Raw genomic sequence first — 22,673 nt, 5'->3', positions numbered from 1 at the left:
GACCCGAGGATCCATTCCATGACTTCAAAGCGGCCGCCGCGGTGGAGATTCTGCTCCGCTGTGCCCATGCCCGAGGTAACGGCAGGGATTCCAGCGTCTCCGCGACGGAGCTTTGCTTCTGCTTCGCCCTGAATGACAAAATCGGCTGCGGCAGCCTGCAACTGTCGAATGGGGGAGCTGTGCTTACCCCGGATGCGTCATGTCCTCTGGCCGCACCAGCCGATCGTAATCGGCTTCGCTGACCAGCCGGGTGGCCAAGGCCTCCTCGCGCAAGGTCGTGCCGTTCTTGTGCGCGGTCTTGGCAATCTTGGCGGCGTTGTCGTAGCCGATGGTCGGCGCCAGCGCCGTCACCAGCATCAGAGAGCGCTCGAGCGCGGCCTTGATGTTGTCCTCGCGCGCCTCGATGCCGACCACGCAATTGTCGGTGAAGGAGACGGAAGCATCGGCCAGCAGCTGCACCGACTGCAGGAAATTGTAAGCCATCAGCGGGTTGTAGACGTTGAGCTCGAAATGGCCCTGGCTGCCGGCGAAGGCAAGTGCTGCATTGTTGCCGAACACCTGCACGCAGACCTGCGTCAGCGCCTCGCACTGGGTCGGGTTGACCTTGCCCGGCATGATCGAGGAGCCCGGCTCGTTTTCCGGCAGCGACAGCTCGCCGAGACCCGACCGCGGGCCGGAGCCGAGCAGGCGGATGTCGTTGGCGATCTTGAACAGCGCCGCGGCCGCCGCGTTGATGGCACCATGCGAGAACACCATGGAATCATGCGCCGCCAGCGCCTCGAACTTGTTCGGGGCAGTGACGAAGGCGATGCCGGTGATGGCGGCGATACGGTCCGCCACCTTTTCCGCGAAGCCGACCGGTGCGTTGAGGCCCGTGCCGACGGCGGTGCCGCCCTGCGCCAGCTCCTGCAAACCGGGCAGTGTCAGCTCGATGCGCTTGATCGAGGAGGCGACCTGCGCCGCATAGCCGGAGAATTCCTGGCCAAGGGTCAGCGGCGTGGCGTCCTGCGTGTGCGTGCGGCCGATCTTGATGATGTGATTGAAGGCGCGAGCCTTGGCGTCGAGCGCCTTGTGCAGATGATGCAGCGCAGGGATCAGGTGATGCGCGACCCGCTCGGCGCAGGCGATGTGCATGGCCGTCGGATAGGTGTCGTTCGACGACTGGCTCATGTTGACGTGGTCGTTCGGATGCACCGGCTTCTTCGAACCCATGACGCCGCCGAGCATCTCGATCGCCCGGTTGGAGATCACCTCGTTGGCGTTCATGTTGGACTGCGTGCCCGAACCCGTCTGCCACACGACCAGCGGGAAATGATCGTCGAGCTTGCCTTCGATGACTTCCTGCGCAGCGTCGACGATCGCCTTGCCGATGGCCGGATCGAGCCGCTTCATCTCCATGTTCACTTCCGCGGCGGCACGCTTGACGATGCCGAGCGCGCGCACGATCGAGGCCGGCTGCTTTTCCCAGCCGATCTTGAAATTGCCCAGCGAACGCTGCGCCTGCGCGCCCCAATAGCGGTCGGCCGCGACCTCAATGGGGCCGAACGTATCGGTTTCGGTTCTGGTCTTTTCAGCGCTCACGGCAAGTCTCCGTCTGTCGATTTGGGCAAGGGCGTATCGCGTTGCACAAACCGCATCAAGCGGAGATTGCGGGCGGGGAAGATGCAAATCGGTTGAAGGGCGCGCCTCTTCCTTCCCGCTCTGGGCGAGACGGCGGTGACGGCCAATCTCCCCCTCGTGGGAGATGCCCGGCAGGTCAGAGGGGGGCGCGAAGGATCACGGCGTTTGGAAATCCTTCGGGCTGTTTCGAACAGGAGCGATGGGCTGGCGGGACAGCGCCCTCTCTGGCCTGCCGGCCATCTCCCCCACAAGGGCAGGGCTATCGCATATGAGTGATCGCATTGATGAGATAGTCGTCGTTCCAGGCGCATTTCTTGATGCGATGACTGATGGGGACTTTGGCAGCATCGGCGGCCTGAAGGATGTTTCTAGCGAGGCGATTGAGAAGGGCTGTGTTGGCGGGAGCATTGTCCTTGCGGGCACGGCTGAGATCCTCATCAAGATGAACATCGAGCATCCAATGCAGGCCGTTCTCGATCTGCCAATGAGCTCTAGTGAGGTCGAGCGCCTGCTGAGGCGACATGAGCGTGGAGGCCATGAACAGGCGCATCAACGGCTTGGCCTGATCGCGTCGGCTGGTGATGCGGATGAAGGCCAGGTGGCCAGGCATCAGCGGCTCGGCCGCCGCCACGATCTCGGCTTGCCGCCATTCGTTGCGGCCGTGGCTGGTCTCGGTCCGCTCGGCAATGGAAGGGGTCGCGTCGGCCAGTTTCAAGTTGGCATGGCGCAGCCAATGACGCCGGTTGCCCTTCAGCGCAAGCAGGTAATCGCCACCTCTTTGGGTAATGGCCGCAGCCATTCGGGTATGACAGTGGAGCGCGTCGGCGGTGACCAATCTGCCCGTAAGATCAATGAGTTCGACGACTTTGAGCGCGGCCTCGACTTCGTTCTCACCATCACTCGGCGAGACTGCCGCCAGGCACAGCCGGGTCTCGGCCGCGAAGGCCGACACCGTCAACGGCGGACTGGCTGCCAAGCCCTTCTCGTAGGCCCGCCGCAAAACCTTGCCGTCAAGCGATACCACCTCGGGCGTCTCTCGGCTGGCTCGGGCGAAAGCGGCGGCAAAGGCGGCAAAAGCGCGACCGAAGGCCTCCGGGTCGAGCAGGCGCAGCAGCCGCGAGAAAGTGTCGTGGCTGGGGGCTGCGTCATAGTCGATCAGCCGCGACAGCGCTTGCTTGCGCTCCTGTGCGAACAAGGCAAATTCCGTCGCATTACTGGCACCGCACAGGCTTGCCGCGATCATCATCACGATCAGGTCGCCAAGCCGGTGCGTGGCGTTGGGCGCGCGGGGATCAGGCACCGCGCCAAAGTAGCTCTCAAGACAGGAAATGGCAGTCGCTCCTTCGCTCAACTGCCTCTCCAAAGAATCCTTTCTCAGCCTAAACTCAACCCCAAAAACGCCATATGCGATTCCCCTGCCCACAAGGGGGGAGATCAGCACCCCAGCGGCGGCCCGACAATATCGATGCCGTTCTTGGCGCACAGGCTCGTCAACACCTCAATCATCTCCGGCGTCGGCGCTGCCGCCGGCGGCAGTTCGGCTCGCTCCGCAGGGCGGCTAGCCTTGCGCACCATCGTCTCGAAATCCGAACCGCGCGTGACGGTGAGCGTATGGGCGCCTTCGAGAGACTCGACCTTGTAAGTGTGCGGCAGGCCTTTCGGAGCGAGCACCGTTTCGCCGGCGCCGGCAAGCCGCTCGCGGCCGTCGACGACAAAACGTATCCGGCCTTCGAGGATATGAAACACCTCGTCCTCATTGCGGTGCACGTGCAGCGGCGCGGAATCGCCGTAGGGCTGGCGGTGCTCGATGATGCAGATGCCGTCCTCGCCGTCGGCCGACGAAACCTGGATGGCAACGAGCGTGTTGTTGAACCAGAGGAGTTCCTTGCCTGCGATCGTCGTGTTGATCATTGTCATCATTGCTCTCCCTTGTTGAGTGCCGACAAAGCGGCTTCGACGGCGACCTAAGCAAGGACGAGCCGGTGATGGAAATCGAATGATCATATGGGGCGGATTGATGCGATGAATTTGAACGCGCTCGACCTCAATCTGGTGAGGGTGCTCGACGCGCTGCTGTGCGAGAAGAGCGTGACGCGCGCCGGCGAGCAGATCGGCCTCAGCCAGCCGGCTGTGAGCGCCGCGCTCAACCGCCTGCGCCATGCGCTCAACGACCAGCTCTTCGTGCGCCGCGGCAACGACATGGTGCCGACGCCTCGCGCCGAAAGCCTGGCGGAGCCGGTGCGCGCGGCGCTGCGCGAGATCGAGCGCGCCTTTCAGCCGGCGACCGATTTCGATCCGGCAAGGCTGGAACGGACATTCACCTTCATGGGCGCGGATTTCTTCTCAATGCTGCTTATGCCGCCCTTCGCCGCGCGCATTGCGGCGGTGGCGCCCGGCGTATCGTTCCGTTTCCTGGACAGCGCCATCGGCGACGTCTCGAAGCTGTTGCAGGACGATCGGATCGACCTTGCGCTGGAGCGCCCGCTGGAGGTCGCGGAGTGGGTCTCAAGCGTGGCGCTGTTCGGCTCGCCCTTCGCCATTGTCGCGGCGAAGGACAATGCGGCGCTCGGCCAGGCCGGCATCGCCGAGGGCGAAGAGGTGCCACTCAACCTGTTCTGCGCGCTGCCGCATGCGCTGCGCTCCATCGATGGATCGATGTCGGGCTTCACCGATGATGCGCTGGGCAGGATGGGCCGGGCGCGTCGCGTCATGCTTGCTTTGCCGCACTTCCAGGCCGTCGCGCTGGCCGTGGCGAACGGGCCTTATCTGGCTGCGGTTCCAACGCAGTTCGCTGTAGCGGCGGCAAAATCCCTGCCGATCGGCATCTATCGGGCGCCGATCCCGATACCATCGCCGGCGGTCAGAATGTACTGGCACGCCCGCCGCGATGATGAGCCACCGCATCGCTGGATCCGCGAGCAGATACTCGATGAGGTGGGAACGCTCGGCTTCAAGGACTGGGACGGCACCGCAAGTGCTCTCCCGGGGGTATAGCTGCCGTTGGAGCGGGAATGCAGTGCTGAGCAACGCGGACGGTCAAGCGCGGGAGCGATCGCCGGTATGAACCTTATCCGGCTGAGGCTAACCCGACCGGCGCGGGCTGGCGCAGGCCCAGCCGGCCCGCGACGAAATCCTTGACCTGGCGCACGGCCTGTTCGCGCGTGACGCTGCCCGGCTGCAGGCCGAGCCTGAGCCATAGCCCGTCGATCAAAGCGGTGACGCCAAGCACGATCTCCTCGGCCAGTTCCGGCGCAGCGAGGCCGCGCAGGCCGGATAAAAGGTTCGAACGCATGCGCGCGTGGATCACCTTCTGGATACGTGCCAATTTCTCGTCGCGCGGCACCTCGGCGCAGAGTGACAGCCAGGCATGGCAGAGCGGCGGCAGGAACAAATGCTCCTCGAAATTGCCTTCGATCACCGCATCCAGCCGTTCCATCGGCGTCCGCGCCCGCTGAAGCCTGGCGACCACCGCGTGACAGAGCACGGCGTTGGCCTCGCGCATGGCGTGCTCGAACAGCTCCTGCTTGTTGCGGAAATAATGCAGCACGATGCCCTTCGACGCGCCGGCCTGGGCCGCGACCTTTTCCAGCGTCGCGCCGGCGATGCCTTCGCGCTCCAGAACGGCGAAGGCCGCCTGCCGCAGCTCCTTGCGGCGTATGTCGCTGAGACGCGTGAGTTTCACCGGGTCGATCCTCGCATGACGAATCCATGTTGACATTTTCGTCCGCTCAGATCAACAATTGACCAATGGGACAATAACATGACCAAATGGTCAATAGCCGATATGAGGAGAACCGAAATGTTGCGCATGCTTGCAAATGGCGTCTGTGTCGCGGCCCTGATGCTGGCTTCCGAGGCGACCCGGGCCGCCGAGGCCGAGAGCTGCAAAACGGTCCGCATGGCCGAGCCCGGCTGGAACGATCTCGCCTTCACCACCGGCGTGGCCAAGGTGCTGCTCCAGGCGCTCGGCTACGAGCCGCAGAGCGAAGTGCTCGGCATCAACGTCATCTATGAGGGGATGAAGAACAAAGACCTCGACCTGTTCCTCGGCTACTGGGATCCGGCGATGGTCACCTATTACGAGCCCTACAAGAAGGACGGTTCGATCGAGAATGTGCGCGTCAACCTGGTCGGCGCCAAATACACTTTCGCCGTGCCGACCTATGTCTGGGATGCCGGCGTCAAGGACCTGTCGGACCTGCACAAGTTCGCCGACAAGTTCGGCAAGAAGATGTACGGTATCGAGCCCGGATCCAATCAGCTCATGATGGACGCCATTGCCGATCCGCAATACGGCCTGGACGGCTGGCAGGTGGTGGAATCGAGCGAGGCCGGCATGCTTTCGGAGGTCGGCTACGAGATCAAGGAGAAGCAGTTCATCGTCTTCCAGGGTTGGGCGCCGCATCCGATGAACACGATGTACGACTTCAAGTATCTGACCGGCGGCGACAAGTTCTTCGGCCCGAATTTCGGCGCAGCCACCGTGACCACGCAAGTGCGCAAGGGTTTTCTGCAGGAATGCCCCAACGTCGCAAAGTTTCTGAAGAACCTTGCCTTCGACATCGACATGGAAAATGTCGGCATGGGCTACCTCATAAATGACGGCATGAAGCCGGAGGACGGGGCGCTGAAGTCGATCGCCCAGCACAGGGACCGTCTCGATGCGTGGCTTGCCGGCGTCACCACCTTCGATGGCAAGCCCGGTCTTGCCGCGGTCAGGGAAAAGCTCGGACTGTGAGGCCGGCGCGATCGGAGTCTGAGGAGCAAGAGGTAGAGCAGGCCGCCTGGGCCGGGCGCAAGAGTATCGCCGAGGTCGGCGGTCTCGATCTTGCCTATGTCGAGATCGCCGGTTCGGAGCCGCCGCTTGTCCTTGTGCATGGCTTCACCGACACCAGCCGCAGCTTCTCGCTGCTGGCGCCGCATCTTCCCGGCCGCCGGCTGATCATGCCGGACTTGCGTGGCCACGGCGGCTCGCAGGCGGGTGAGGGTTTTGGCGTCGCTGGTTTCGCCGACGACATGGCCGGGCTGATCCGGCGCCTGCGGCTCGAGCGGCCGGTCGTCGTCGGGCATTCGCTGGGTGGCATGGTGTCGATCGCGTTGGCCGCTCGGCATCCGGAACTGGTCGGTGGGCTGGTGATCGTGGCCAGCACGCTGAGGCCCGATTTCGGATCGCATCACCAACTGATCGATGGCGTGGCAGCGCTTCGTGATCCGATCTCGCCGTCCGATCCTTTCTATGACTGGTGGCATGCCTGCCGGCCAGGTGTGTCGCGGGCCTTTCTCGCCGGCCTCGCGAAGGACGCATCCGCGATTCCCGCGGCGCGCTGGCACGCCATTCTCGAAGAAGTCCGCCGCACCGATCTGACCGCCGCGGCGCGGGCCGTGCAGGTCCCGACGCTGATCATCGCCGGCGGGCGCGATCCGCTCTTCGGCGCGGCGCACCAGCACACACTGACCGGGGCGCTGGCCGGATCGCGTCTGGTGTGGGCACAGGATTGCGGTCACAACCCGCATTGGGAAGACCCGGCCTTTGTCGCCGAGGCAATAGCGGGCATGCTGCCGGCCGCGTGACTATCTCAGCAGCGAACGGGCCGTAGGCGTCAGATGCAACGTCTCTGCCGGCTTTGTGGAAGCGGCTTGCAAGGCTTCATGGATCGCCCGCCATGCCGGCGAAGCGGCGAGGGCGGGCCGACGGCCGGTATGGGCATCGCCATCGTCGAACCCTGCGACGATGACGAAGACGTTTTCAGCGGCACGCACGGGCAAACGCGGAAAGGTGTTTTCGGCATGGTCGCTGACGAAGGCGCCGAGCAGCCCGGGGCCATCTGCCGCGAGCAACGGGACCGCCTCCGCCTCGAAACGCCCGGCAGAACCGGCCTCGGCGCCTCGCCGCAAATGATGAATCGAAATCTCAACAAAACCAGGCAAACGCCTTCCGCTGTTCATACTTTCAGCTTCGGCGGCTGTCGGCCGCTGTAAGTCTGAGAGGTCGAACTCCGCACCCCGCCATGCCGGTTTGAGCAACAACACGTTGTCGGAATCGATCATCGTCGCATTGGCGGCATCCCGATGCGCTGCCCAGACGGGGCCGCCATAGAAGGCGCTCAGCGCGTCCTTTCTCGTCTCCATATCCTCGAAACCGCGCAGCCAGACGAACATGTCGGGGCGGTCGAGATCGCGGAACTGGCCGATGACGGTCATGCCTGTCGCTTCCTGCGTTTCGACGAACTCCCGGTCGAACAGCGCGATCAGCGTATCGCGCTGCCCTGGCTTCAGCGTGTATTGCCGAAGCTCGACGACGGGTGAGGCAAGGCGGGAAGGTCGGTTCACGGTCAGAATCTCAAAACAGGGTGATCATCCTGTTTTATAAACAGACCGGTTGTCCTGTTTTGTCAATCTGGTATCGTGATTTTTCCCTTCTCCCGTTGCGGGAGAAGGTGGATCGGTGCGCAGCGCCGAGACGGATGAAGGGTGTTCCAATGGAGTGAGACGCTGGCTTTCCCCGGGAGCACCTCTTATCCGCCCTCACTTCGTTCAGGTACCTTCTCCAACAAGCGGAGATGGGGAGATCGCAATGGCGATACGCAAGAAACGCACAAACGACCCGGAAGGCATGCGCCGGCGCGTCCTCGACGTGGCGGAGGACTCCTTCCAGGCGCGCGGCTATCACGCCTCGAGCCTCGGTGATCTGATGGCCGCGGCCGGCGTCACCGGTGGCGCGCTGCATCACCATTTTCCGACCAAGAAGGCGCTGGCGCTGGCGGTGATCGAGGAACGGGTGGCAGCGGCGGTCCAGAAGACCTGGATCGACCCGGTGCTGGCGGCGTCATCGGCCCGCGAAGGCGTGCGGGCCGTGTTCGAGGCGGTGGCTGCGGAGTTGGAGCAACAGGGCTATGCGCGCGGCTGCCCGCTCAACAACCTGGCGCACGAGCTGTCGCTGGCCGACGATGAATTCCGCCTGGCGCTCGCCAGGATCTTCGCCGGCTGGCGAAGGGCGATCGCCGATAAGATCCGGGCCGACCAGCTGGATAGCGGGCAGGGCAGGACCGATCCCGATCGCTTCGCCGCGCTTGCGGTGGCTGCTTATTCCGGCGCCATGTCGATGGCCAAGACGTCACAGGATGCAGGGGTGCTGCGGGAGTGTTTGAGGGCGCTGGAAGGTTTCGAGCCATCGCAGAGCGGGTTGACGGCAAAGCGGCGGCGTCGCGTGTTGCCGCGGCGGATGATCGGTTGATGCCGGCGGGGCACAGGCGTGAAGGATCGCGTCGTTTGACAATTACACCTCACTCCCTCAACGGCTTGATCGTCTCGAATCCCACCTCGCTCTGCGCGCTCGTCCCCTCATCGTACCGCCGTGCCAGCACCGCCTGCAGGTCGGGCGAGTAGAGCGCCGTGAACGTGTCGATCACGTTGCCCGTATCGCCGGTGATCGTTTCGCCGACCACGAGCACGTTGTATTTGCAGTCGCCGAGCTTGTAGGTGTCCTTGCCCTTGACGGCCAAAGCCAGTGTCTCGGTGCCCTTCGGCGCCTTTTTTGAAGACAGTCGCACGAATTCGGTCTTGCTCTTGGCGCCCGCTTTCAGCGGGAACAGCTTCTTGAGGTCGCCGAGCGGGATCATCGACAGCCGTCCGGTGTCGCTGTCGCGGAACACTTCGATCAGCCCGGCATAGAGATACTGCGTCTGCGGCGAGTCCGATTCATACTTGTTGGCGACCGCGACCATGCCGCCGGACGCCGGCCGGAATTCGCTGCGGATGCCGGCCTTTTCGAGCGCGAAGCCGGCTTTGGCGGTTTTTGCGTCCACGCAGTCCGCGGCCTGCGCGGCGCCGGCGAGCATGGCGAACGCCATGCCGGTTGTCAGGGTTTTCATGCCTTCCTCCGCTGGATGCATGTGCCAAAGCAATGACAGACCCCCGCCGCGCTGTCGACCCAAGAGCCTGTCATGCCTTGGCATGAAAAGTCTCCAGGCGCTGGCCGGGCATTGAACTGGACGAGGCGGTTCAAGGGTGTTTAATCGGGTGACGATGAATCGCTCTTCGCCAACAACCGTTTCGCGCCGCATCTTCATGGCTCGGTTGGGCGGCCTCGCTGCCGCCGGGGTCTTTCCGCGCGTGGCCTTCGGCCAGACGGGCCGACGCATCCAGCCGGTCGACGCCACCTTCCTCTTCATCGCCGATATCCATGCCTGCCGCATGGCGAGCGGGCTCAGCCCCAACTGCCTGCAGGAAGGCAAGACCGATGCAGCGCTTCTGCGCAACGTCGCGGCCCTGAACGCCATTGCCGACAAGGAGTGGCCGGCCGAGATCAACGGCGTTTCCACCGGGCTGCATTCGGCCGGCACCCGCATCGGCACGCCGCTCGGCCTCGTCACCGGCGGCGACATCACCGATGATGGCGGCGGCCAGGTCACCGAGCCCAGCGAAGGCACGCAGCTTCTGCAGTTCTCCCAGCGCTATCAGGAAGGCGTCGGGCCGGACCGCGTTCACATCCCGGTCTATGTCGGGCTGGGCAACCACGATCTCGACCAGAACGGCTCGCCGCCGCATGTCGACTGGTATCGCCGCGAACTGCGCGACTATGTCGAGGTCAACCATCGCCCCGGCGTATTCTTCAAGCCGCCGGTGCCGGCGACCGAATATGACGTCGACACCGACTGCTATTCCTGGGACTGGGGCGGCCTGCATCTTATCCAGACGCACCGCTTCGCCGGCGACACCGGCCATGGCGCGCCGAGCAGCCTGCCTTGGCTGAAGCAGGACCTCGCCACCTATGCCGGCGACGGTCGTCCAGTGATCTTGTTCCAGCACTATGGCTGGGACACTTTCTCGATCGAGCGCTGGGATCCGGTGAAACGCACATACGATGACGACGGCTCCGGCCGCCCGCACTGGTGGGGCGAGGCGGACCGCCAGGCGCTGCTGGCCGCGATCAAGGGCTATAATGTGATTGCCGTCTTCCACGGCCACCAGCACGAAGTGCCGATGATCTACCAGCGCGACGGGCTCGATATCGTCAAGCCGAAGGCGGCCTATATGGGCGGCTTCGCGCTGGCGCGCGTGACGGCCGACAAGCTGGACGTGGTGCTGGGCGAAGCGGCCGGCGACCACGGCGAGATCGTCTTCACCAACGCCTTGGCCAAGCAATTCCAGACATGAAAAGGCCGCCTCGCGGCGACCTCCATAGTCCTGTCGTCAAGGCAAACTGCTGAGCGGTCAGAACGCCCTTTTGACCTTGTCCTTCACGTCGCCATAGGCCTTCTGCACCTTGCCGGCGAGCTTGTCGGCAGCGCCTTCGACCTGGGTCCGCCGGTTGCCGGTGGCCTTGCCGGCCGCCTGCTTGACCGAACCCTTCATTTGCTTGGCAAGACCGGCGACCTGATCCCTGTTCACCATGCGCGCATCTCCTGGGTGGAGCCTGGATGCGAGAACCGCATCTCGCGTCCAAACGGACGCGGAGTTTTTTGGTTCCGCAAACCGGCGGCGCGACAATGACTTTCGGCTCGAAGGTGAAGCGGTTAGGTTTGCGCCGCAATCAGCATCAAGAGAGGTCAATCTTGGCGGAATTCACCCTCTATATCGGCAACAAGTGCTTTTCCTCCTGGTCGCTCAGGCCATGGGTGGCGATGAAGCAGCTGGAGATCCCTTTCGAGGAGGGCTTCGTGCGGCTGCGTACGCCGCAGACGGCAGCCAACCTCGCCAAGGTGTCGCCGACCGGCCTAGTGCCGGTTTTGAATCATAAGGGCAGGATCGTTTGGGAAACGCTTGCCATCCTTGAATATCTTGCCGACCTCTATCCTGGGAAAAAGCTCTGGCCGGAAGACCTCGGCGCCCGTCAACTGGCACGCTCGGTGGCGACCGAGATGCATTCCGGCTTCCGCGAGGTGCGCTACGGCTGGCCGATGAATCTGCGCCGGCCGAAATCCCATAAGCCGCTCGATGCCGAGGGCGAGGCGCAGCGGGCGAGGATCGAAGCGATCTGGCGTCGGTGCCGCGAACAATATGGTGACGGCGGCCCGTTCCTGTTTGGTCATTTCACCGCGGCCGATGCGATGTATGCGCCGGTGGTGACGCGCTTCGACACCTATGGCGGTGAGCTGGCGCCCGTCACCCGCGCCTATGTCGATGCGGTATTGGCGACGCCCGCGATGCGTCACTGGTATGCGGAAGCCGCCAGGGAGCCCTGGCCGGAGCCCGGGCCGCACGAACAGGATTGAGCGCGGCCGGGTCCGCAAATTGCGTCGACGGCTCTGATGGGGGACTTCAAGCCTTGGCGGCGCGGCCTATGTGAAGAAGCGGGCCGGGCTCCTGGAGATTTCTCATGACAACCGCAAATTCAATACTCCCGGGCAAGGTCGCCCTTGTCACCGGCGCTTCGTCCGGCATCGGCGAGGCCACCGCTGTGGCCCTTGCCGCGGCCGGCGCGAAAGTCGCGGTCGCCGCCCGTCGTGCCGATCGCCTCGAAGCACTGGTTGCGCGCATGGAACATGCGGGCGGCAAGGCGCGCGCCATCGAAGCCGACATTGCCAAGGCCGGCGACATCACCGCGATGGTCGACAAGGTCATATCCGAGTGGGGACGGCTCGACATCCTCGTCAACAATGCCGGCGTCATGCTGCTTGCCCCCGCGGCCGAAGCCGATCTCGACGACTGGCGCCAGATGATCGAGCTCAACCTGATCGGGCTGATGGCGGCCACCAAGGCGGCGCTGCCGCACTTGAAGGCTTCGAAGGGCCATATCGTCAACGTCTCCTCGGTGGCCGGTCGTGTCGCCAACCCGGGCGCGGCCGGTTACGCGGCGACCAAGTTCGGCGTGGTGGCTTTTTCGGAATCGCTGCGCCGCGAGGTCTATGCCGACAAGGTGCGCGTCACCGTCATCGAGCCGGGGCCTTGTGCGTACCGAACTTGGCGATCACATCACCAACGCGCAATCCAAGGCCGGCCTCGAACACCGTCTCGCCACGATGGAAGCGCTGACCGCCGAGGATATTGCGAACGCCATTTTCTATGCCGTCAGCCAGCCGCCAAGGGTCAACGTCAACGAGATACTTATCCGTCCGACCGATCAGGAGCGCTGAGCAATAGAAACGCCTCTCGCGCTTGTTATGGCGCGGGAGGCGCTTTTGCCGTCAACCGTTCTCGATTGCTCGTGAATTGCCGACGGCTTGAATAGAAACGGCTTGCAATGACATTGGTTCCGCAGCCGACGAATTTTTTATCCTTTTTGCGGATAGCCCCAAACGCCCGCCACGATGTGATAAGAATGCTGCAAGGCCAGGGATGCGGACGTCCGCAATTTAATCTGACGCCATGTTGCTTTGTGCGTGGTCATGGCCGAAAGACGCTCTGCCATTTCGGCATCAGCCTCCGGGCAGGAGAAGATTTTGACCGCTACCTCGAATGAATCATGTGGGCAGGCCTTGCCGAAACCGGCAGGCACACGCTGATGGCCGCCAAACGCGTGCCATCAACGCCGATCGCCGCCGATGCGACCATCGCCGACATGGTCGACACCCTTGACAAGCCGATCGAATATGTTCGCCGAGTGCTGGAAAGGCTCGAACGCTGCAAGCGCGCGCATGGCGATGCCCAGGTGCGCGTTGGCGTGCGCGGCCGCGCCGAAGCCCCGAACTACCTGATCGAGTATGTGCGGGAAGACGCCAAGACCCGTCAGCGCACCAGCTATCAGGATGCCGCCTACAGCGGCAGCACGCATCGTGAGCTGGCGCCGCACCACATCGAGGACGCCAGGAACTGGTCGCCCGAGGAAATGAACATCACGGCGGTCTCGGCGCTGATCGGCCGCTTGCGCAACCCCAATGCGCCATCATCGCGCTTTTCTGACGAGGACTGACATGGCCATAAAATTCTCCGCCAAGGACCAGCCGGCAGCTCCGCCCGCCACTGCCAAGCCAGCCAAGCCGGCGGCGAAGCCGGACGCGTCCGCAGAGGTTGCGACCGATCTGTTCAAGTCGTCGGCCGAAGCGCCGGCGCGCAAGACCAGAAAGAAGTAGCGCCCTTGCCGCAGGACGCCGGTCGCACAGCCAGGCCGCTCGGGCTGCCCGGTCAGTCCTTGGTGTCTGTCGACGAGGATGCCGGTACGGTCGGCGTATTCGATTGCCAGAGCTGCGGCGCCTGCTGCTCTTATTCGGCCGACTGGCCGCGTTTTTCGACCGAGGATGACGAACATCTCGACCGCATTCCGGCCGAGCTGGTAGCCGCGGACCAATCCGGCATGCGCAGCGAGGGCGGCCGATGTTCAGCGCTCACCGGCGAGGTGGGCAAGCACACGGCCTGCGGCATCTATGATCTCCGCCCCGATGTCTGCCGCGCCTGCATGCCGGGCGGTGACGACTGCCTGATGGCGAGGGCAGCGCATGGGCTCGAACTGCCTATCTCCCCGCTTGTGGGAGTTGAGGACTGGTCCGCCTAGCGGACGCGAAGCCAACTGCTTGGCTTTGCGAAGGACGAAAACCCGGCAGGGCAGAGGGGGCGCTGTCCCGTCGGCGTCTCAGCCGAACTTCGATCGGACATCCGAATAGATTTCAAAGAAAAGGGACTGAGAGGCCGCGTTCCTTCGCGCCCCCTCTGGCCCGCCGGCCATCTCCCCCACATGGGGAGATCAAGCTCTCCGCCGCTTGCCGACACCCATTCCTCCCGGTACCTTCCCGTCGGGCAGGGCTGCGGAGGAAATCCATGAGCATCGAATTCCTGTTGACGTCGCTGATCATCGTGGCTTCGCCTGGCACCGGCGTCCTCTACACGCTGAGCGCCGGCCTCTCGCGCGGCGCGCGGGCTTCAATTATCGCCGCCTTCGCCTGCACGCTGGGCATCATCCCGCATATGGCGGCCGCGATCACCGGCCTCGCAGCGGTGCTGCACACAAGCGCCATCGCCTTCGAGACGCTGAAATATCTCGGCGTCGCCTATCTGCTCTACATGGCCTGGAACACGTTGAAGGAAAAAGGCGGCCTCAGCATCGACGAGGACGCCGCGCCGCGCTCGACCGCCAGGACCATCACCTCCGGCGTCCTGGTCAACATCCTCAACCCGAAACTGTCGATCTTCTTCTTCGCCTTCCTGCCGCAATTCGTCAGCACCACCGAGCCGCATGCGCTGCCCAAGATGCTCGAGCTCTCCGGCGTCTTCATGCTGATGACCTTCGTCGTTTTCGCCATCTATGGCGTGTTCGCGGCGTCGGTGCGCAGCCACATCGTGTCGCGGCCGAAAGTGCTGACCTGGATGCGCCGCAGTTTTGCCGCCGCCTTCGTCATGCTCGGCGCCAAGCTGGCGCTGGCCGATCGCTAACGGACGGTCAGCCCTCGGTTTCGGAAGCCTCGTCGCTTCCGGAACCGGCCGCAGCCCGAACCCCGAGCCGCCAGGCAGAAGGCGGGACGCCGATCATCTTCTTGAAGGCGCGGCTGAACGCCGCTTCGGATTCATAGCCGATGTCCGCAGCGATGCTGGCGACGTTGCTGTTGCCGGCGCTGAGCAGTTCCGAGGCGATCTGCATGCGCCATTTGGCGAGATAGTGCATCGGCGGCATGCCGACGATTCTGGTGAAGCGCTCCGCAAGCACGGTGCGCGACAATGCCGACTCCTTCGCCAGCGCCTCCACCGTCCAATTGTGCGCCGGCCGGTCGTGGATCAGCGCCAGCGCCTTGCCCAGATGCGGATCGCGCAGGCCCGCCAGCCAACCGGTCTGTTGCGGCGGCAGCGATTCCACATAGCGGCGCAGCACGTCGACGAACATCAGCTCGCTGAGCTTGGTGAGCACTGTTTCGCTGCCGGCCCGCTTGTCAGCCACCTCCGAGACCGCCTGCCTGATGAACTGGCCGAGCCACCCGCCATCGCCCCTGGCGTCGCCGGCCTTGATGGCCGGCGGCAGCGCTTCGAGCAGCGGATTGAAGGGCAGGGCATCACAGGCGAGATAGCCGCAGATCAGCCTGACCGAGCGCGACCCGCCGCCGGCGCAGTTGATGTAGAAAGGCATTCGGCCCGCAGTCGCTATGTCGAGCACGTCGGCCGTCGGCGGGTCGGCGCGCAAGTCGGGATGACTCGACATGATGTGCGGGTCGCTTCTGGTGAAGACCACGACTTCGCCGGCTTCCATCGGGATCGGCTCGTCGCCGATGATCCGCGCGAAGCAGTGGCCGGCCGTTACCACATGATAGGAAATCAGATGATCCGCGCCGGGAAGTACCTTGGGCAATATCGACGACGGCGCGGGCGAATGGACGGCCCACGGGTCGTGGCCTTCGATGTCGAAAAACGTCGCGCCGGTGAGGCGCACCGTTTTCAAAAGGTCAGAAAGAGCATCCCCGGCCATTCCACCCATTTCCCGCAAGCCGCGCGGCAATCCGGCGCGACATCCCTTTCCAGTTCCGGACGAGCTGTCAAGTAAGGCGGACGCCCCGTCATTCCGTTCAATGGCGGAAGCTTTAAACCCCGACAGCGCTGTGCGGTGCCGTCTCAACCGGCGCTGAGCACGGTCGAACCAAACCTGGATAAGGATCGAAAGTCATGACGGTACATAAGGGCGGGTGTTCTTGCGGCGCCGTGGAAATCGAAGTCCACGGAACCGCCGAGGCAATGGGCTACTGCCATTGCGGTTCCTGCCGGTCGTGGTCGGCGTCTCCGGTGAATGCCTTCACGCTGTGGAAGCCACGGAACGTCAAGGTCACCAAGGGCGCGGAGTTTCTATCCGGCTTCAAGAAGTCCGAAATGAGCGACCGCCAGTTCTGCACCAAATGCGGCGGTCATTTGATGACGGATCATCCGCCGCTCGGGCTGGTCGACGTCTATGCCGCCACCATACCGACGGTGGAATTCAAGCCGGGGGTCCATGTCAACTACGCAGAGACGGTCCTGCCGATGAAGGACGGACTACCGAAGCTGAAGGATTTTCCCGCCGAGCTCGGCGGCTCCGGCATCGCCGTCCCGGAATAGGTCCGGACGATGGCCGACGATTTCAGACAACCGCAATTCACGACAGGAGAACAGCAATGGATATCGCGACGTTTCGCGCCACGCAGGAGCCGATCAAGGATCTTTATCGCAAGGACGCGCGGGCGGCACTTCTTACCTTGAAGGCCAGGGGCAATGCCGACGACTCGAAGGTGACCTGCAAGGTCGAGACCGGACGCGGTCTTGCCTTGGCGGGCATCCATCCGAAGGCCGGCGGCAGCGGGCGGGAGCTTTGCTCCGGCGACATGCTGCTGGAGGCGCTGATCGCCTGCGCCGGCGTCTCGATGCGGGCGGCCGCGGCCGTGCTGGAGATTCCGATCAAGTCGGCGGAGATTTCCGCCGAGGGCGACGTCGATCTTCGCGGCACGCTCGGCGTCACCGAAGGCGTGGCTGTCGGCTTCAAGGAAATCCGCCTGCGCTTCGACATCGAGTCGGATGTCGAGCAAAGCCGGCTGACCCAGCTCATGGAACTCACCGATCGCTACTGCGTGGTCTTCCAGACCATCCAGCGCAGTCCCAAGACCTTCGTGAAACTCAATCGGGTCGTCTCGTAGGCCGCGGCTTGCCCGGGATCCAGATCCTGGCGGGGACGGATTCCGGACTGGGCCTGAGCGCGGCTCTTCCGCGCCAGGCCCTATCCTTTCACATAGCCCATCGCCTCGACGATTTGCCCATCCGCGACACGCATCAGGTTGACGCCGCGCAGCGACCTGCCGTCGGACATCCAGAAGCGCCAGCGGATCGTAGCGCGGTCGCCGGCGACGAACGTCTCTTCGACATCGAAGCGGGTGCCGGGTCCGGTGGCGATCGCCGACCACAATTCGACGCAGGCGGCCTTGCCGATGCGGCGGGCGCCGTCCGGCGCCGGCGTGGTGTTCTCGATCACGCAGTCCTGCGCCACCAGTTCGTCCAGGGCCGACGGATCGTGACGCTGGAAGACGTCGTTGTAGCGCCGCATGATTTCCGCCGTCTCGGCGGAGCGCTTGGCCGCGGCGATGTCGATGATCAATTCCTGGGTCATTGGATTTTCCTCCTTCCGTTTCAGTGGTCTGCAAGGTTCGCCTTGAGCGTGATCGAGGCGACGCCGGCCAGTGCCCGCGAGACGAGGCAGGCTGCCTTGGCCTTTTGCGCCAGCCGCTCGAAGTCCTCGGCCGAGATGCCGGCGATGCCCGCCTCGGTCTGGAACTCGATGCGGGTAATCGTCGGCCCGGCCGTGGTCGCGCCGAGATGCACCTTGGCAATGGTGTGGATGCTCTTGGCCGTGTGGCCTTCGCCGCCGAGCACGGCGGTAAGCGCCATCGAGAAGCAGCCGGCATGCGCGGCCGCTATCAGCTCTTCCGGATTGGTGCCCGGGCCGTTCTCGAAGCGCGACGGGAAGGAATAGGCGCCTTCGAACACGCCGCTGCCCAGCCGCAGCCGGCCGGATCCTTCCTTGAGCGTGCCCTGCCACTGGGCCGAGGCTTCACGGATTGTCATGGCTGGTCTCCTCTCTGTTTGTGGGAAAGTGTGGTGGTCACGCGCCGTCGATGACGACCTTGCCGAAGACGTCGCCCCGCTGGAAATGACGGCAGGCCTCGCGCGCCTCGGCGAAGGGGAAGACCTTGTCGAGGACGGGTTTCAGCCGGTGCGTGGCGACAGCGGCAAGCATCGCCTCCAGCCCGTTGCGGCTGCCGACGAACAGCCGGCCGATGGTGACGAGGCTGCGCTGGTAGACGGCGCCCGGGATCTCGACCGATTTGCCGTTGTGGTCCTGCACGGTGAGCAGCACGATGCGCCCGTAAAGCGCGCTGGCGATCAGCGATTGCGTAAAAGTCGCCGGGCCGCCGGTCTCGACGATGAGATCGATCCCGCCGGTCGCCTCGCGCAATTTCACGCCCCATTCCGGCGTTCCGGCTACCGCGATGACGACGTCGGCGCCGAGCGCCCGCAGCCTTTCGGCTTTCTCGGCGCGCGAGGTGACGGCAGCCACGCGGCAACCCATGAGCTTGGCGAACTGCAGCACAAACAGCGCGACGCCACCTGAGCCAATGGTGAGAACCCATTGTCCGGGCTTTGGAATCTCGGCGCCCGTCAGCGCGCTCCAGGCGGTCAGCCCGGCGCAGGTGAAGGTCGCCGCCTCTTGCCAGGAGAGGTGGTCGGGCAGCCGCACGGCCCATTGCTCGTCGAGCAGCGCGTATTCGCAAAGCATGCCGTCCAGCGTGCAGCCGAGCTGATCGACGATGCCCGGATGCATGCGGCCGTCGATCCAGCGCGCGAAATAGCTGCCGGTGACGCGGTCGCCGATGGCAAAGCGGGTCGTACCGTCGCCGACCGCGACGACTTCGCCGGCGCCGTCGCTCAGCGGCACGATGCCGGCGCGGGGTGCCAGAGGATAGGTGCCGTTGAGGATCATCGTGTCGCGGCGATTGAGCGAGGTGGCGCGCACCCGCACGACGATCTGACGCGGACCTGGCTGCGGCATCGCCTCCTCGCGCAACGCCAGTTTGTCGATGCTGCCTTGCCCCTCGAGCCGATAGGTTTGCATTGTTGTCTCTCAAATATGTAGACCGATTTACATATTATGTAGACCGATTGTCATATTATGGGCAAGCCCTATAATGCAAGCTCCTGACAGAGGTTGACAGTCGAGAGGTCGACGTGGCGACGGACACACGCACCCGCATGATCGAGGCGACCGGGCTGCTCATTCGGCAGCGCGGCTATCACGGCACGTCGCTCAACGACATTTTGAGCGCCAGCGGCGCGCCCCGCGGGTCGCTCTATTTCCATTTCCCGGGCGGCAAGGACCAACTGGTCATCGAAGTGACGCGCGCCAGTGTCGCCGATGTGACCGAGCGGCTTGGCGCCGCGCTGTTGGAGGAAAGCGACCCAGCCGTTGCCGTGCACCACATCTACCAGTCGGTGGCCCGCATGCTGGAAGAGAACGAATTCTCGCTCGGCTGCCCGGTCGCGCCGTTGGTGCTCGATGCTCCGAACGATGTGCCGGACCTGGCTGAAATCTGCCGGTCGGCCTTCGAGCAATGGATCGGACTGCTGCGCCAGGCTTTCGTCAGGGCAGGGGTGCCGGAGCGGCGCGCGCAGGCGCTGGCCCTGCTGGTCGAATCTTCGCTGGAGGGCCTTATGGTGATCGCCCGCGCCACCCGCGACCGCACGCCGATCTTGACTGTCGCCGACGAAGTGGCCGCGCTGGTCGAGCAAGCGGTGCTTGCCGGCAAGGTAGCCCGGGAGGCGGACGCTACCGCCTTAGGATAAAGGGCTTTGCCGGCTCCGGAAATATCGGCTTAACTCCCCAGGTCTTGCCGCGACGGGGCGGCCGGCGAAGCGGTTTCGGGAGCAGGCGTTGGGGCGCAGACAGTCGGATCAGGCGGTTCGCGGACCGCAATTTGCCAGGAATCTCGACTGGAACCGCGCATTTCAAGTACAACGGCCTCCGCCGAGATGGCGCTTTCCGGCTCGGGGAGGTGCCTGCCGGCGGCGTTGACTGGACGCCGCTGCTTTCGCGCCGGCCGCTGCAACCGGACACGCGCCATGTTTCTCGCGTGGCAGAAACGAGCGGGCCGGTTTCCTGCTGGCCGAGCAAGGTATTTCGGTCGACCTCGCGGAAAGGCTGGTCGCTGCGCGGCCTCTAGCGGATGGGCCGTCGCTTCCTTCGTTGGTGTCGATCTGGAAGGCGTGAAGGCCATGCTGGACGGACCGGGCAATGAAGGCTGAGGGAAAGCTCGCGGCCGGCCTGAAGGCGTTGCGGCGACTTATCTTCACGGCGAAGCGATTTCGTTTCGGAATGCCGATCAAACGTTGATCGCCCCGATAATCCTCGCAAAACAAGAAAGGGCGCCTCTGGGCGCCCTTTCCGTATCAGCTTGGTAGCCTGGATTAGAAGTCCATGCCGCCACTCAAGCCCGTTTGCGGGCTTGAGCAATGTTAGTTGATGGGCGTGCTTTATGGACTTCTTAGAAGTCCATGCCGCCCATGCCACCCATGCCGCCGCCAGGCATACCGCCGGGCATGCCGCCAGCCGACTCCTTCTTCGGAGCCTCGGCGATCATGGCTTCGGTGGTGACCAGCAGGCCGGCGACCGAGGCCGCGTCCTGGAGAGCGGTGCGCACGACCTTGACCGGATCGACGATGCCCATGGCGATCATGTCGCCATATTCGCCGGTCTGGGCGTTGTAGCCGAAGGTCGCGCCCTTGTTCTCCAGGATCTTGCCGGCAACGATCGATGCTTCCGCACCGGCGTTGGACGCGATCTGACGGGCCGGAGCCTGCAGGGCGCGACGAACGATGTTGATGCCAGCGGTCTGGTCGGAGTTGGCGCCGGTTGCCTTGATGTTCAGCGAAGCGCGCAGAAGCGCGACGCCGCCGCCAGGAACGATGCCTTCTTCGACGGCCGCGCGGGTCGCGTTGAGGGCGTCATCGACGCGGTCCTTCTTTTCCTTGACTTCGATCTCGGTCGCACCGCCGACGCGGATGACGGCAACGCCGCCGGCCAGCTTGGCGAGACGCTCCTGCAGCTTCTCCTTGTCGTAGTCCGAGGTGGTCTCCTCGATCTGCTGCTTGATCTGGGCAACGCGGCCCTGGATCTCGGCCTTCTTGCCGGCGCCGTCGACGATGGTGGTGTTCTCCTTGGAGATCGACACCTTCTTGGCGCGGCCGAGCATGTTGAGGCCGACATTCTCGAGCTTGATGCCGAGGTCTTCGGAAATGACCTGGCCGCCGGTGAGGATGGCGATGTCTTCCAGCATGGCCTTACGGCGGTCACCGAAGCCCGGCGCCTTGACGGCGGCGATCTTCAGGCCGCCACGCAGCTTGTTGACGACCAGCGTGGCCAGAGCCTCGCCTTCGACGTCTTCCGAGATGATGACCAGCGGCTTCGAGGTCTGCACGACAGCCTCGAGGATCGGCAGCATGGCCTGCAGGTTGGAGAGCTTCTTCTCGTGGAGAAGGATGTAGGCGTCTTCCAGGTCCGCAACCATCTTGTCGGCGTTGGTGACGAAGTAGGGCGACAGGTAGCCGCGGTCGAACTGCATGCCTTCGACGACTTCGAGCTCGGTCTCGGCGGTCTTGGCCTCCTCGACGGTGATGACGCCCTCATTGCCGACCTTTTGCATCGCTTCGGCGATCATCGAGCCGACCGAGGCATCGCCATTGCCGGCGATGGTGCCGACCTGGGCAACTTCTTCCGAGGTCTTGATCTTCTTGGCGTTCTTGATCAGCGTCGTGACGACGTCGCCAACGGCGAGGTCGATGCCGCGCTTCAGGTCCATCGGGTTCATGCCGGCGGCAACCGCCTTGTGGCCTTCCTGGACGATCGACTGCGCCAGAACCGTTGCGGTCGTGGTGCCGTCGCCGGCGATGTCGTTGGTCTTCGAAGCGACTTCGCGGACCATCTGTGCGCCCATGTTCTCGAACTTGTCCTCGAGCTCGATTTCCTTGGCGACGGTGACGCCGTCCTTGGTGATGCGCGGGGCGCCGAACGACTTGTCGATGACGACGTTGCGGCCCTTGGGGCCGAGGGTGACCTTCACCGCGTCGGCGAGGATGTTGACACCGCGCAGCATGCGCTCACGGGCATCGCGGGAGAATTTTACGTCTTTGGCAGCCATGTTTTAGCTCCTGGCAGGGGCTCGGGAAGAGCCCGAAGATGAAGATTCAGGTGAGGCCGATGATCAGCCGATGATACCCATGATGTCGGATTCCTTCATGATCAGAAGGTCTTCGCCATTGAGCTTGACTTCGGTGCCCGACCACTTGCCGAACAGGATGCGATCGCCGGCCTTGACATCCAGCGGCACGAGCTTGCCTGCTTCGTCGCGGGCGCCGGAACCGACGGCGATGATCTCGCCTTCCTGCGGCTTCTCCTTCGCCGTATCCGGGATGATGATCCCGCCGGCGGTCTTGGATTCGGATTCGACCCGGCGAACGACCACGCGGTCATGAAGCGGGCGGAACTTGGACTTTGCCATGTTTTCTTCCTCGAATGAGAACGGTGAGAACTGTTCCTCCATCCGGCGAGGCCGGATACGGGTTAGCACTCACCAAAGACGAGTGCTAACGTGGCGCTGAAATAGGCCGGCGCCTTGCCGGAGTCA

Annotated in this window: 27 protein-coding genes and 1 pseudogene; 15 read left to right on the top strand and 13 right to left on the bottom strand. The window is 64.0% G+C overall.

All coding sequences use genetic code 11. The annotated features are described in order from the left end of the window. Positions 1–183: 183 nt before the first annotated feature. The 3 genes from fumC to FJ430_RS23505 all read right to left on the bottom strand — a co-directional run bounded on the left by fumC (position 184) and on the right by FJ430_RS23505 (position 3,537). Positions 184–1,581, bottom strand: coding sequence for a class II fumarate hydratase (gene fumC / locus FJ430_RS23515; protein WP_140710708.1), 1,398 nt, complete (start codon positions 1,579–1,581; stop codon positions 184–186). 298 nt (positions 1,582–1,879) lie between these two features. Continuing rightward, complete coding sequence (locus tag FJ430_RS23510; protein ID WP_226891859.1) at positions 1,880–3,103, bottom strand: ISAs1 family transposase; 1,224 nt, start codon at positions 3,101–3,103, stop codon at positions 1,880–1,882. Continuing rightward, complete coding sequence (locus FJ430_RS23505; protein WP_140641018.1) at positions 3,055–3,537, bottom strand: cupin domain-containing protein; 483 nt, start codon at positions 3,535–3,537, stop codon at positions 3,055–3,057. The genes FJ430_RS23510 and FJ430_RS23505 overlap by 49 nt, the downstream gene beginning before the upstream one ends. 105 nt (positions 3,538–3,642) lie before the next feature. Between FJ430_RS23505 and FJ430_RS23500 the strand changes: the two genes are divergently transcribed. Next, complete coding sequence (locus FJ430_RS23500; RefSeq protein ID WP_140711044.1) at positions 3,643–4,614, top strand: LysR family transcriptional regulator; 972 nt, start codon at positions 3,643–3,645, stop codon at positions 4,612–4,614. 73 nt (positions 4,615–4,687) lie between these two features. On the opposite strand, the gene betI is transcribed toward FJ430_RS23500, so the two are convergent. Beyond that, complete coding sequence (gene betI / locus FJ430_RS23495) at positions 4,688–5,338, bottom strand: choline-responsive transcriptional repressor BetI (RefSeq protein ID WP_140711045.1); 651 nt, start codon at positions 5,336–5,338, stop codon at positions 4,688–4,690. Positions 5,339–5,419: 81 nt separating this feature from the next. Here betI and choX point away from each other — a divergent pair, with 81 nt between their 5' ends. Both choX and FJ430_RS23485 read left to right on the top strand, forming a co-directional pair. Further along, positions 5,420–6,358, top strand: a complete 939-nt coding sequence (choX, locus tag FJ430_RS23490) for a choline ABC transporter substrate-binding protein (protein WP_140711046.1) — start codon at positions 5,420–5,422, stop codon at positions 6,356–6,358. Next, on the top strand, positions 6,355–7,191 hold the full coding sequence (locus FJ430_RS23485; RefSeq protein WP_140711047.1) for an alpha/beta fold hydrolase: 837 nt from the start codon (positions 6,355–6,357) through the stop codon (positions 7,189–7,191). Before choX ends, FJ430_RS23485 begins: the two co-directional genes overlap by 4 nt. Here the strand turns inward: FJ430_RS23485 and FJ430_RS23480 are convergent, their stop codons facing one another. Further along, positions 7,192–7,950 carry an NIPSNAP family protein gene (locus FJ430_RS23480; protein WP_319022989.1) on the bottom strand — a complete coding sequence of 253 codons (759 nt, stop codon included), beginning with the start codon at positions 7,948–7,950 and terminating at the stop codon, positions 7,192–7,194. It abuts the gene before it with no gap. Positions 7,951–8,194: 244 nt separating this feature from the next. Here FJ430_RS23480 and FJ430_RS23475 point away from each other — a divergent pair, with 244 nt between their 5' ends. Next, positions 8,195–8,854, top strand: a complete 660-nt coding sequence (locus FJ430_RS23475) for a TetR/AcrR family transcriptional regulator (RefSeq protein ID WP_140711049.1) — start codon at positions 8,195–8,197, stop codon at positions 8,852–8,854. Positions 8,855–8,903: 49 nt separating this feature from the next. On the opposite strand, the gene FJ430_RS23470 is transcribed toward FJ430_RS23475, so the two are convergent. Then, positions 8,904–9,491: a hypothetical protein gene (locus FJ430_RS23470; protein WP_140711050.1), complete on the bottom strand. Its 588-nt coding sequence runs from the start codon at positions 9,489–9,491 to the stop codon at positions 8,904–8,906. Between the two features lie 154 nt (positions 9,492–9,645). On the opposite strand from FJ430_RS23470, the gene FJ430_RS23465 reads away from it, so the two are divergent. Further along, entirely contained in the window at positions 9,646–10,776 is a 1,131-nt protein-coding gene (locus tag FJ430_RS23465; protein ID WP_140656900.1) for a metallophosphoesterase, read from the top strand. A gap of 57 nt (positions 10,777–10,833) precedes the next feature. On the opposite strand, the gene FJ430_RS23460 is transcribed toward FJ430_RS23465, so the two are convergent. Further along, positions 10,834–11,013 carry a CsbD family protein gene (locus FJ430_RS23460; protein ID WP_140678495.1) on the bottom strand — a complete coding sequence of 60 codons (180 nt, stop codon included), beginning with the start codon at positions 11,011–11,013 and terminating at the stop codon, positions 10,834–10,836. A 161-nt stretch (positions 11,014–11,174) separates the two neighbouring features. Between FJ430_RS23460 and FJ430_RS23455 the strand changes: the two genes are divergently transcribed. The 7 genes and pseudogenes from FJ430_RS23455 to FJ430_RS23425 all read left to right on the top strand — a co-directional run bounded on the left by FJ430_RS23455 (position 11,175) and on the right by FJ430_RS23425 (position 14,925). Further along, positions 11,175–11,834, top strand: a complete 660-nt coding sequence (locus FJ430_RS23455; protein WP_140711051.1) for a glutathione S-transferase family protein — start codon at positions 11,175–11,177, stop codon at positions 11,832–11,834. A gap of 104 nt (positions 11,835–11,938) precedes the next feature. Continuing rightward, positions 11,939–12,469: pseudogene (locus tag FJ430_RS23450) on the top strand (SDR family NAD(P)-dependent oxidoreductase); the annotation flags it as partial. A 40-nt stretch (positions 12,470–12,509) separates the two neighbouring features. Next, positions 12,510–12,695, top strand: coding sequence for a hypothetical protein (locus tag FJ430_RS23445; RefSeq protein ID WP_226892269.1), 186 nt, complete (start codon positions 12,510–12,512; stop codon positions 12,693–12,695). Between the two features lie 368 nt (positions 12,696–13,063). After that, the gene (locus FJ430_RS23440) at positions 13,064–13,471 is read left to right on the top strand and encodes a hypothetical protein (protein ID WP_095768506.1); all 408 of its coding nucleotides are present in this window, start codon (positions 13,064–13,066) and stop codon (positions 13,469–13,471) included. Position 13,472: 1 nt separating this feature from the next. After that, positions 13,473–13,631: a hypothetical protein gene (locus tag FJ430_RS23435; RefSeq protein ID WP_181175604.1), complete on the top strand. Its 159-nt coding sequence runs from the start codon at positions 13,473–13,475 to the stop codon at positions 13,629–13,631. A 62-nt stretch (positions 13,632–13,693) separates the two neighbouring features. Then, positions 13,694–14,050: a YkgJ family cysteine cluster protein gene (locus FJ430_RS23430; RefSeq protein ID WP_181175605.1), complete on the top strand. Its 357-nt coding sequence runs from the start codon at positions 13,694–13,696 to the stop codon at positions 14,048–14,050. 263 nt (positions 14,051–14,313) lie between these two features. Further along, positions 14,314–14,925 carry a LysE family translocator gene (locus FJ430_RS23425; RefSeq protein WP_140711052.1) on the top strand — a complete coding sequence of 204 codons (612 nt, stop codon included), beginning with the start codon at positions 14,314–14,316 and terminating at the stop codon, positions 14,923–14,925. A 7-nt stretch (positions 14,926–14,932) separates the two neighbouring features. Here FJ430_RS23425 and FJ430_RS23420 read toward each other — a convergent pair whose 3' ends face one another. Further along, a complete protein-coding gene (locus tag FJ430_RS23420; protein ID WP_181175606.1) occupies positions 14,933–15,946 on the bottom strand; it encodes an AraC family transcriptional regulator in 1,014 nt (337 codons plus the stop codon). A 194-nt stretch (positions 15,947–16,140) separates the two neighbouring features. On the opposite strand from FJ430_RS23420, the gene FJ430_RS23415 reads away from it, so the two are divergent. Together FJ430_RS23415 and FJ430_RS23410 are read left to right on the top strand one after the other, a co-directional pair. Further along, positions 16,141–16,566 (top strand): GFA family protein, encoded by a 426-nt coding sequence (locus FJ430_RS23415; RefSeq protein WP_140711054.1) that lies wholly within the window; start codon positions 16,141–16,143, stop codon positions 16,564–16,566. A gap of 56 nt (positions 16,567–16,622) precedes the next feature. Further along, on the top strand, positions 16,623–17,138 hold the full coding sequence (locus tag FJ430_RS23410) for an OsmC family protein (protein ID WP_140711055.1): 516 nt from the start codon (positions 16,623–16,625) through the stop codon (positions 17,136–17,138). Positions 17,139–17,218: 80 nt separating this feature from the next. Here the strand turns inward: FJ430_RS23410 and FJ430_RS23405 are convergent, their stop codons facing one another. Genes FJ430_RS23405 through FJ430_RS23395 form a run of 3 tightly spaced genes read right to left on the bottom strand, consistent with a single transcriptional unit; the run spans position 17,219 to position 19,108 of the window. Continuing rightward, positions 17,219–17,605 (bottom strand): nuclear transport factor 2 family protein, encoded by a 387-nt coding sequence (locus FJ430_RS23405; protein WP_140711056.1) that lies wholly within the window; start codon positions 17,603–17,605, stop codon positions 17,219–17,221. A 20-nt stretch (positions 17,606–17,625) separates the two neighbouring features. Continuing rightward, positions 17,626–18,060 carry an OsmC family protein gene (locus FJ430_RS23400; protein WP_140711057.1) on the bottom strand — a complete coding sequence of 145 codons (435 nt, stop codon included), beginning with the start codon at positions 18,058–18,060 and terminating at the stop codon, positions 17,626–17,628. Positions 18,061–18,097: 37 nt separating this feature from the next. Further along, positions 18,098–19,108 carry a zinc-dependent alcohol dehydrogenase family protein gene (locus FJ430_RS23395; RefSeq protein ID WP_140711058.1) on the bottom strand — a complete coding sequence of 337 codons (1,011 nt, stop codon included), beginning with the start codon at positions 19,106–19,108 and terminating at the stop codon, positions 18,098–18,100. 113 nt (positions 19,109–19,221) lie between these two features. Between FJ430_RS23395 and FJ430_RS23390 the strand changes: the two genes are divergently transcribed. After that, positions 19,222–19,836 (top strand): TetR/AcrR family transcriptional regulator, encoded by a 615-nt coding sequence (locus FJ430_RS23390; protein WP_140711059.1) that lies wholly within the window; start codon positions 19,222–19,224, stop codon positions 19,834–19,836. Between the two features lie 698 nt (positions 19,837–20,534). On the opposite strand, the gene groL is transcribed toward FJ430_RS23390, so the two are convergent. After that, complete coding sequence (gene groL / locus FJ430_RS23385; protein WP_140641057.1) at positions 20,535–22,187, bottom strand: chaperonin GroEL; 1,653 nt, start codon at positions 22,185–22,187, stop codon at positions 20,535–20,537. A 63-nt stretch (positions 22,188–22,250) separates the two neighbouring features. Next, entirely contained in the window at positions 22,251–22,547 is a 297-nt protein-coding gene (gene groES, locus FJ430_RS23380) for a co-chaperone GroES (RefSeq protein ID WP_006203049.1), read from the bottom strand. Positions 22,548–22,673 lie beyond the last annotated feature (126 nt).

Origin of the sequence: Mesorhizobium sp. B2-8-5 (genome assembly GCF_006440675.2) — a bacterium.
Taxonomy (GTDB): Bacteria; Pseudomonadota; Alphaproteobacteria; order Rhizobiales; family Rhizobiaceae; genus Mesorhizobium.
The sequence above is the reverse complement of the archived record's forward strand: the minus strand, read 5'-3'. Positions and strand labels throughout refer to the sequence as shown.

Coding starts and splice junctions, on each gene's coding strand:
- FJ430_RS23505 (WP_140641018.1), bottom strand. CDS start 3,537: ATGACAATGATCAACACGACGATCGCAGGCAAGGAACTCCTCTGGTTC.
- FJ430_RS23500 (WP_140711044.1), top strand. CDS start 3,643: ATGAATTTGAACGCGCTCGACCTCAATCTGGTGAGGGTGCTCGACGCG.
- betI (WP_140711045.1), bottom strand. CDS start 5,338: ATGTCAACATGGATTCGTCATGCGAGGATCGACCCGGTGAAACTCACG.
- choX (WP_140711046.1), top strand. CDS start 5,420: ATGTTGCGCATGCTTGCAAATGGCGTCTGTGTCGCGGCCCTGATGCTG.
- FJ430_RS23475 (WP_140711049.1), top strand. CDS start 8,195: ATGGCGATACGCAAGAAACGCACAAACGACCCGGAAGGCATGCGCCGG.
- FJ430_RS23470 (WP_140711050.1), bottom strand. CDS start 9,491: ATGAAAACCCTGACAACCGGCATGGCGTTCGCCATGCTCGCCGGCGCC.
- FJ430_RS23465 (WP_140656900.1), top strand. CDS start 9,646: ATGAATCGCTCTTCGCCAACAACCGTTTCGCGCCGCATCTTCATGGCT.
- FJ430_RS23460 (WP_140678495.1), bottom strand. CDS start 11,013: ATGGTGAACAGGGATCAGGTCGCCGGTCTTGCCAAGCAAATGAAGGGT.
- FJ430_RS23440 (WP_095768506.1), top strand. CDS start 13,064: ATGGCCGCCAAACGCGTGCCATCAACGCCGATCGCCGCCGATGCGACC.
- FJ430_RS23435 (WP_181175604.1), top strand. CDS start 13,473: ATGGCCATAAAATTCTCCGCCAAGGACCAGCCGGCAGCTCCGCCCGCC.
- FJ430_RS23425 (WP_140711052.1), top strand. CDS start 14,314: ATGAGCATCGAATTCCTGTTGACGTCGCTGATCATCGTGGCTTCGCCT.
- FJ430_RS23420 (WP_181175606.1), bottom strand. CDS start 15,946: ATGGCCGGGGATGCTCTTTCTGACCTTTTGAAAACGGTGCGCCTCACC.
- FJ430_RS23415 (WP_140711054.1), top strand. CDS start 16,141: ATGACGGTACATAAGGGCGGGTGTTCTTGCGGCGCCGTGGAAATCGAA.
- FJ430_RS23410 (WP_140711055.1), top strand. CDS start 16,623: ATGGATATCGCGACGTTTCGCGCCACGCAGGAGCCGATCAAGGATCTT.
- FJ430_RS23405 (WP_140711056.1), bottom strand. CDS start 17,605: ATGACCCAGGAATTGATCATCGACATCGCCGCGGCCAAGCGCTCCGCC.
- FJ430_RS23400 (WP_140711057.1), bottom strand. CDS start 18,060: ATGACAATCCGTGAAGCCTCGGCCCAGTGGCAGGGCACGCTCAAGGAA.
- FJ430_RS23395 (WP_140711058.1), bottom strand. CDS start 19,108: ATGCAAACCTATCGGCTCGAGGGGCAAGGCAGCATCGACAAACTGGCG.
- groL (WP_140641057.1), bottom strand. CDS start 22,187: ATGGCTGCCAAAGACGTAAAATTCTCCCGCGATGCCCGTGAGCGCATG.
- groES (WP_006203049.1), bottom strand. CDS start 22,547: ATGGCAAAGTCCAAGTTCCGCCCGCTTCATGACCGCGTGGTCGTTCGC.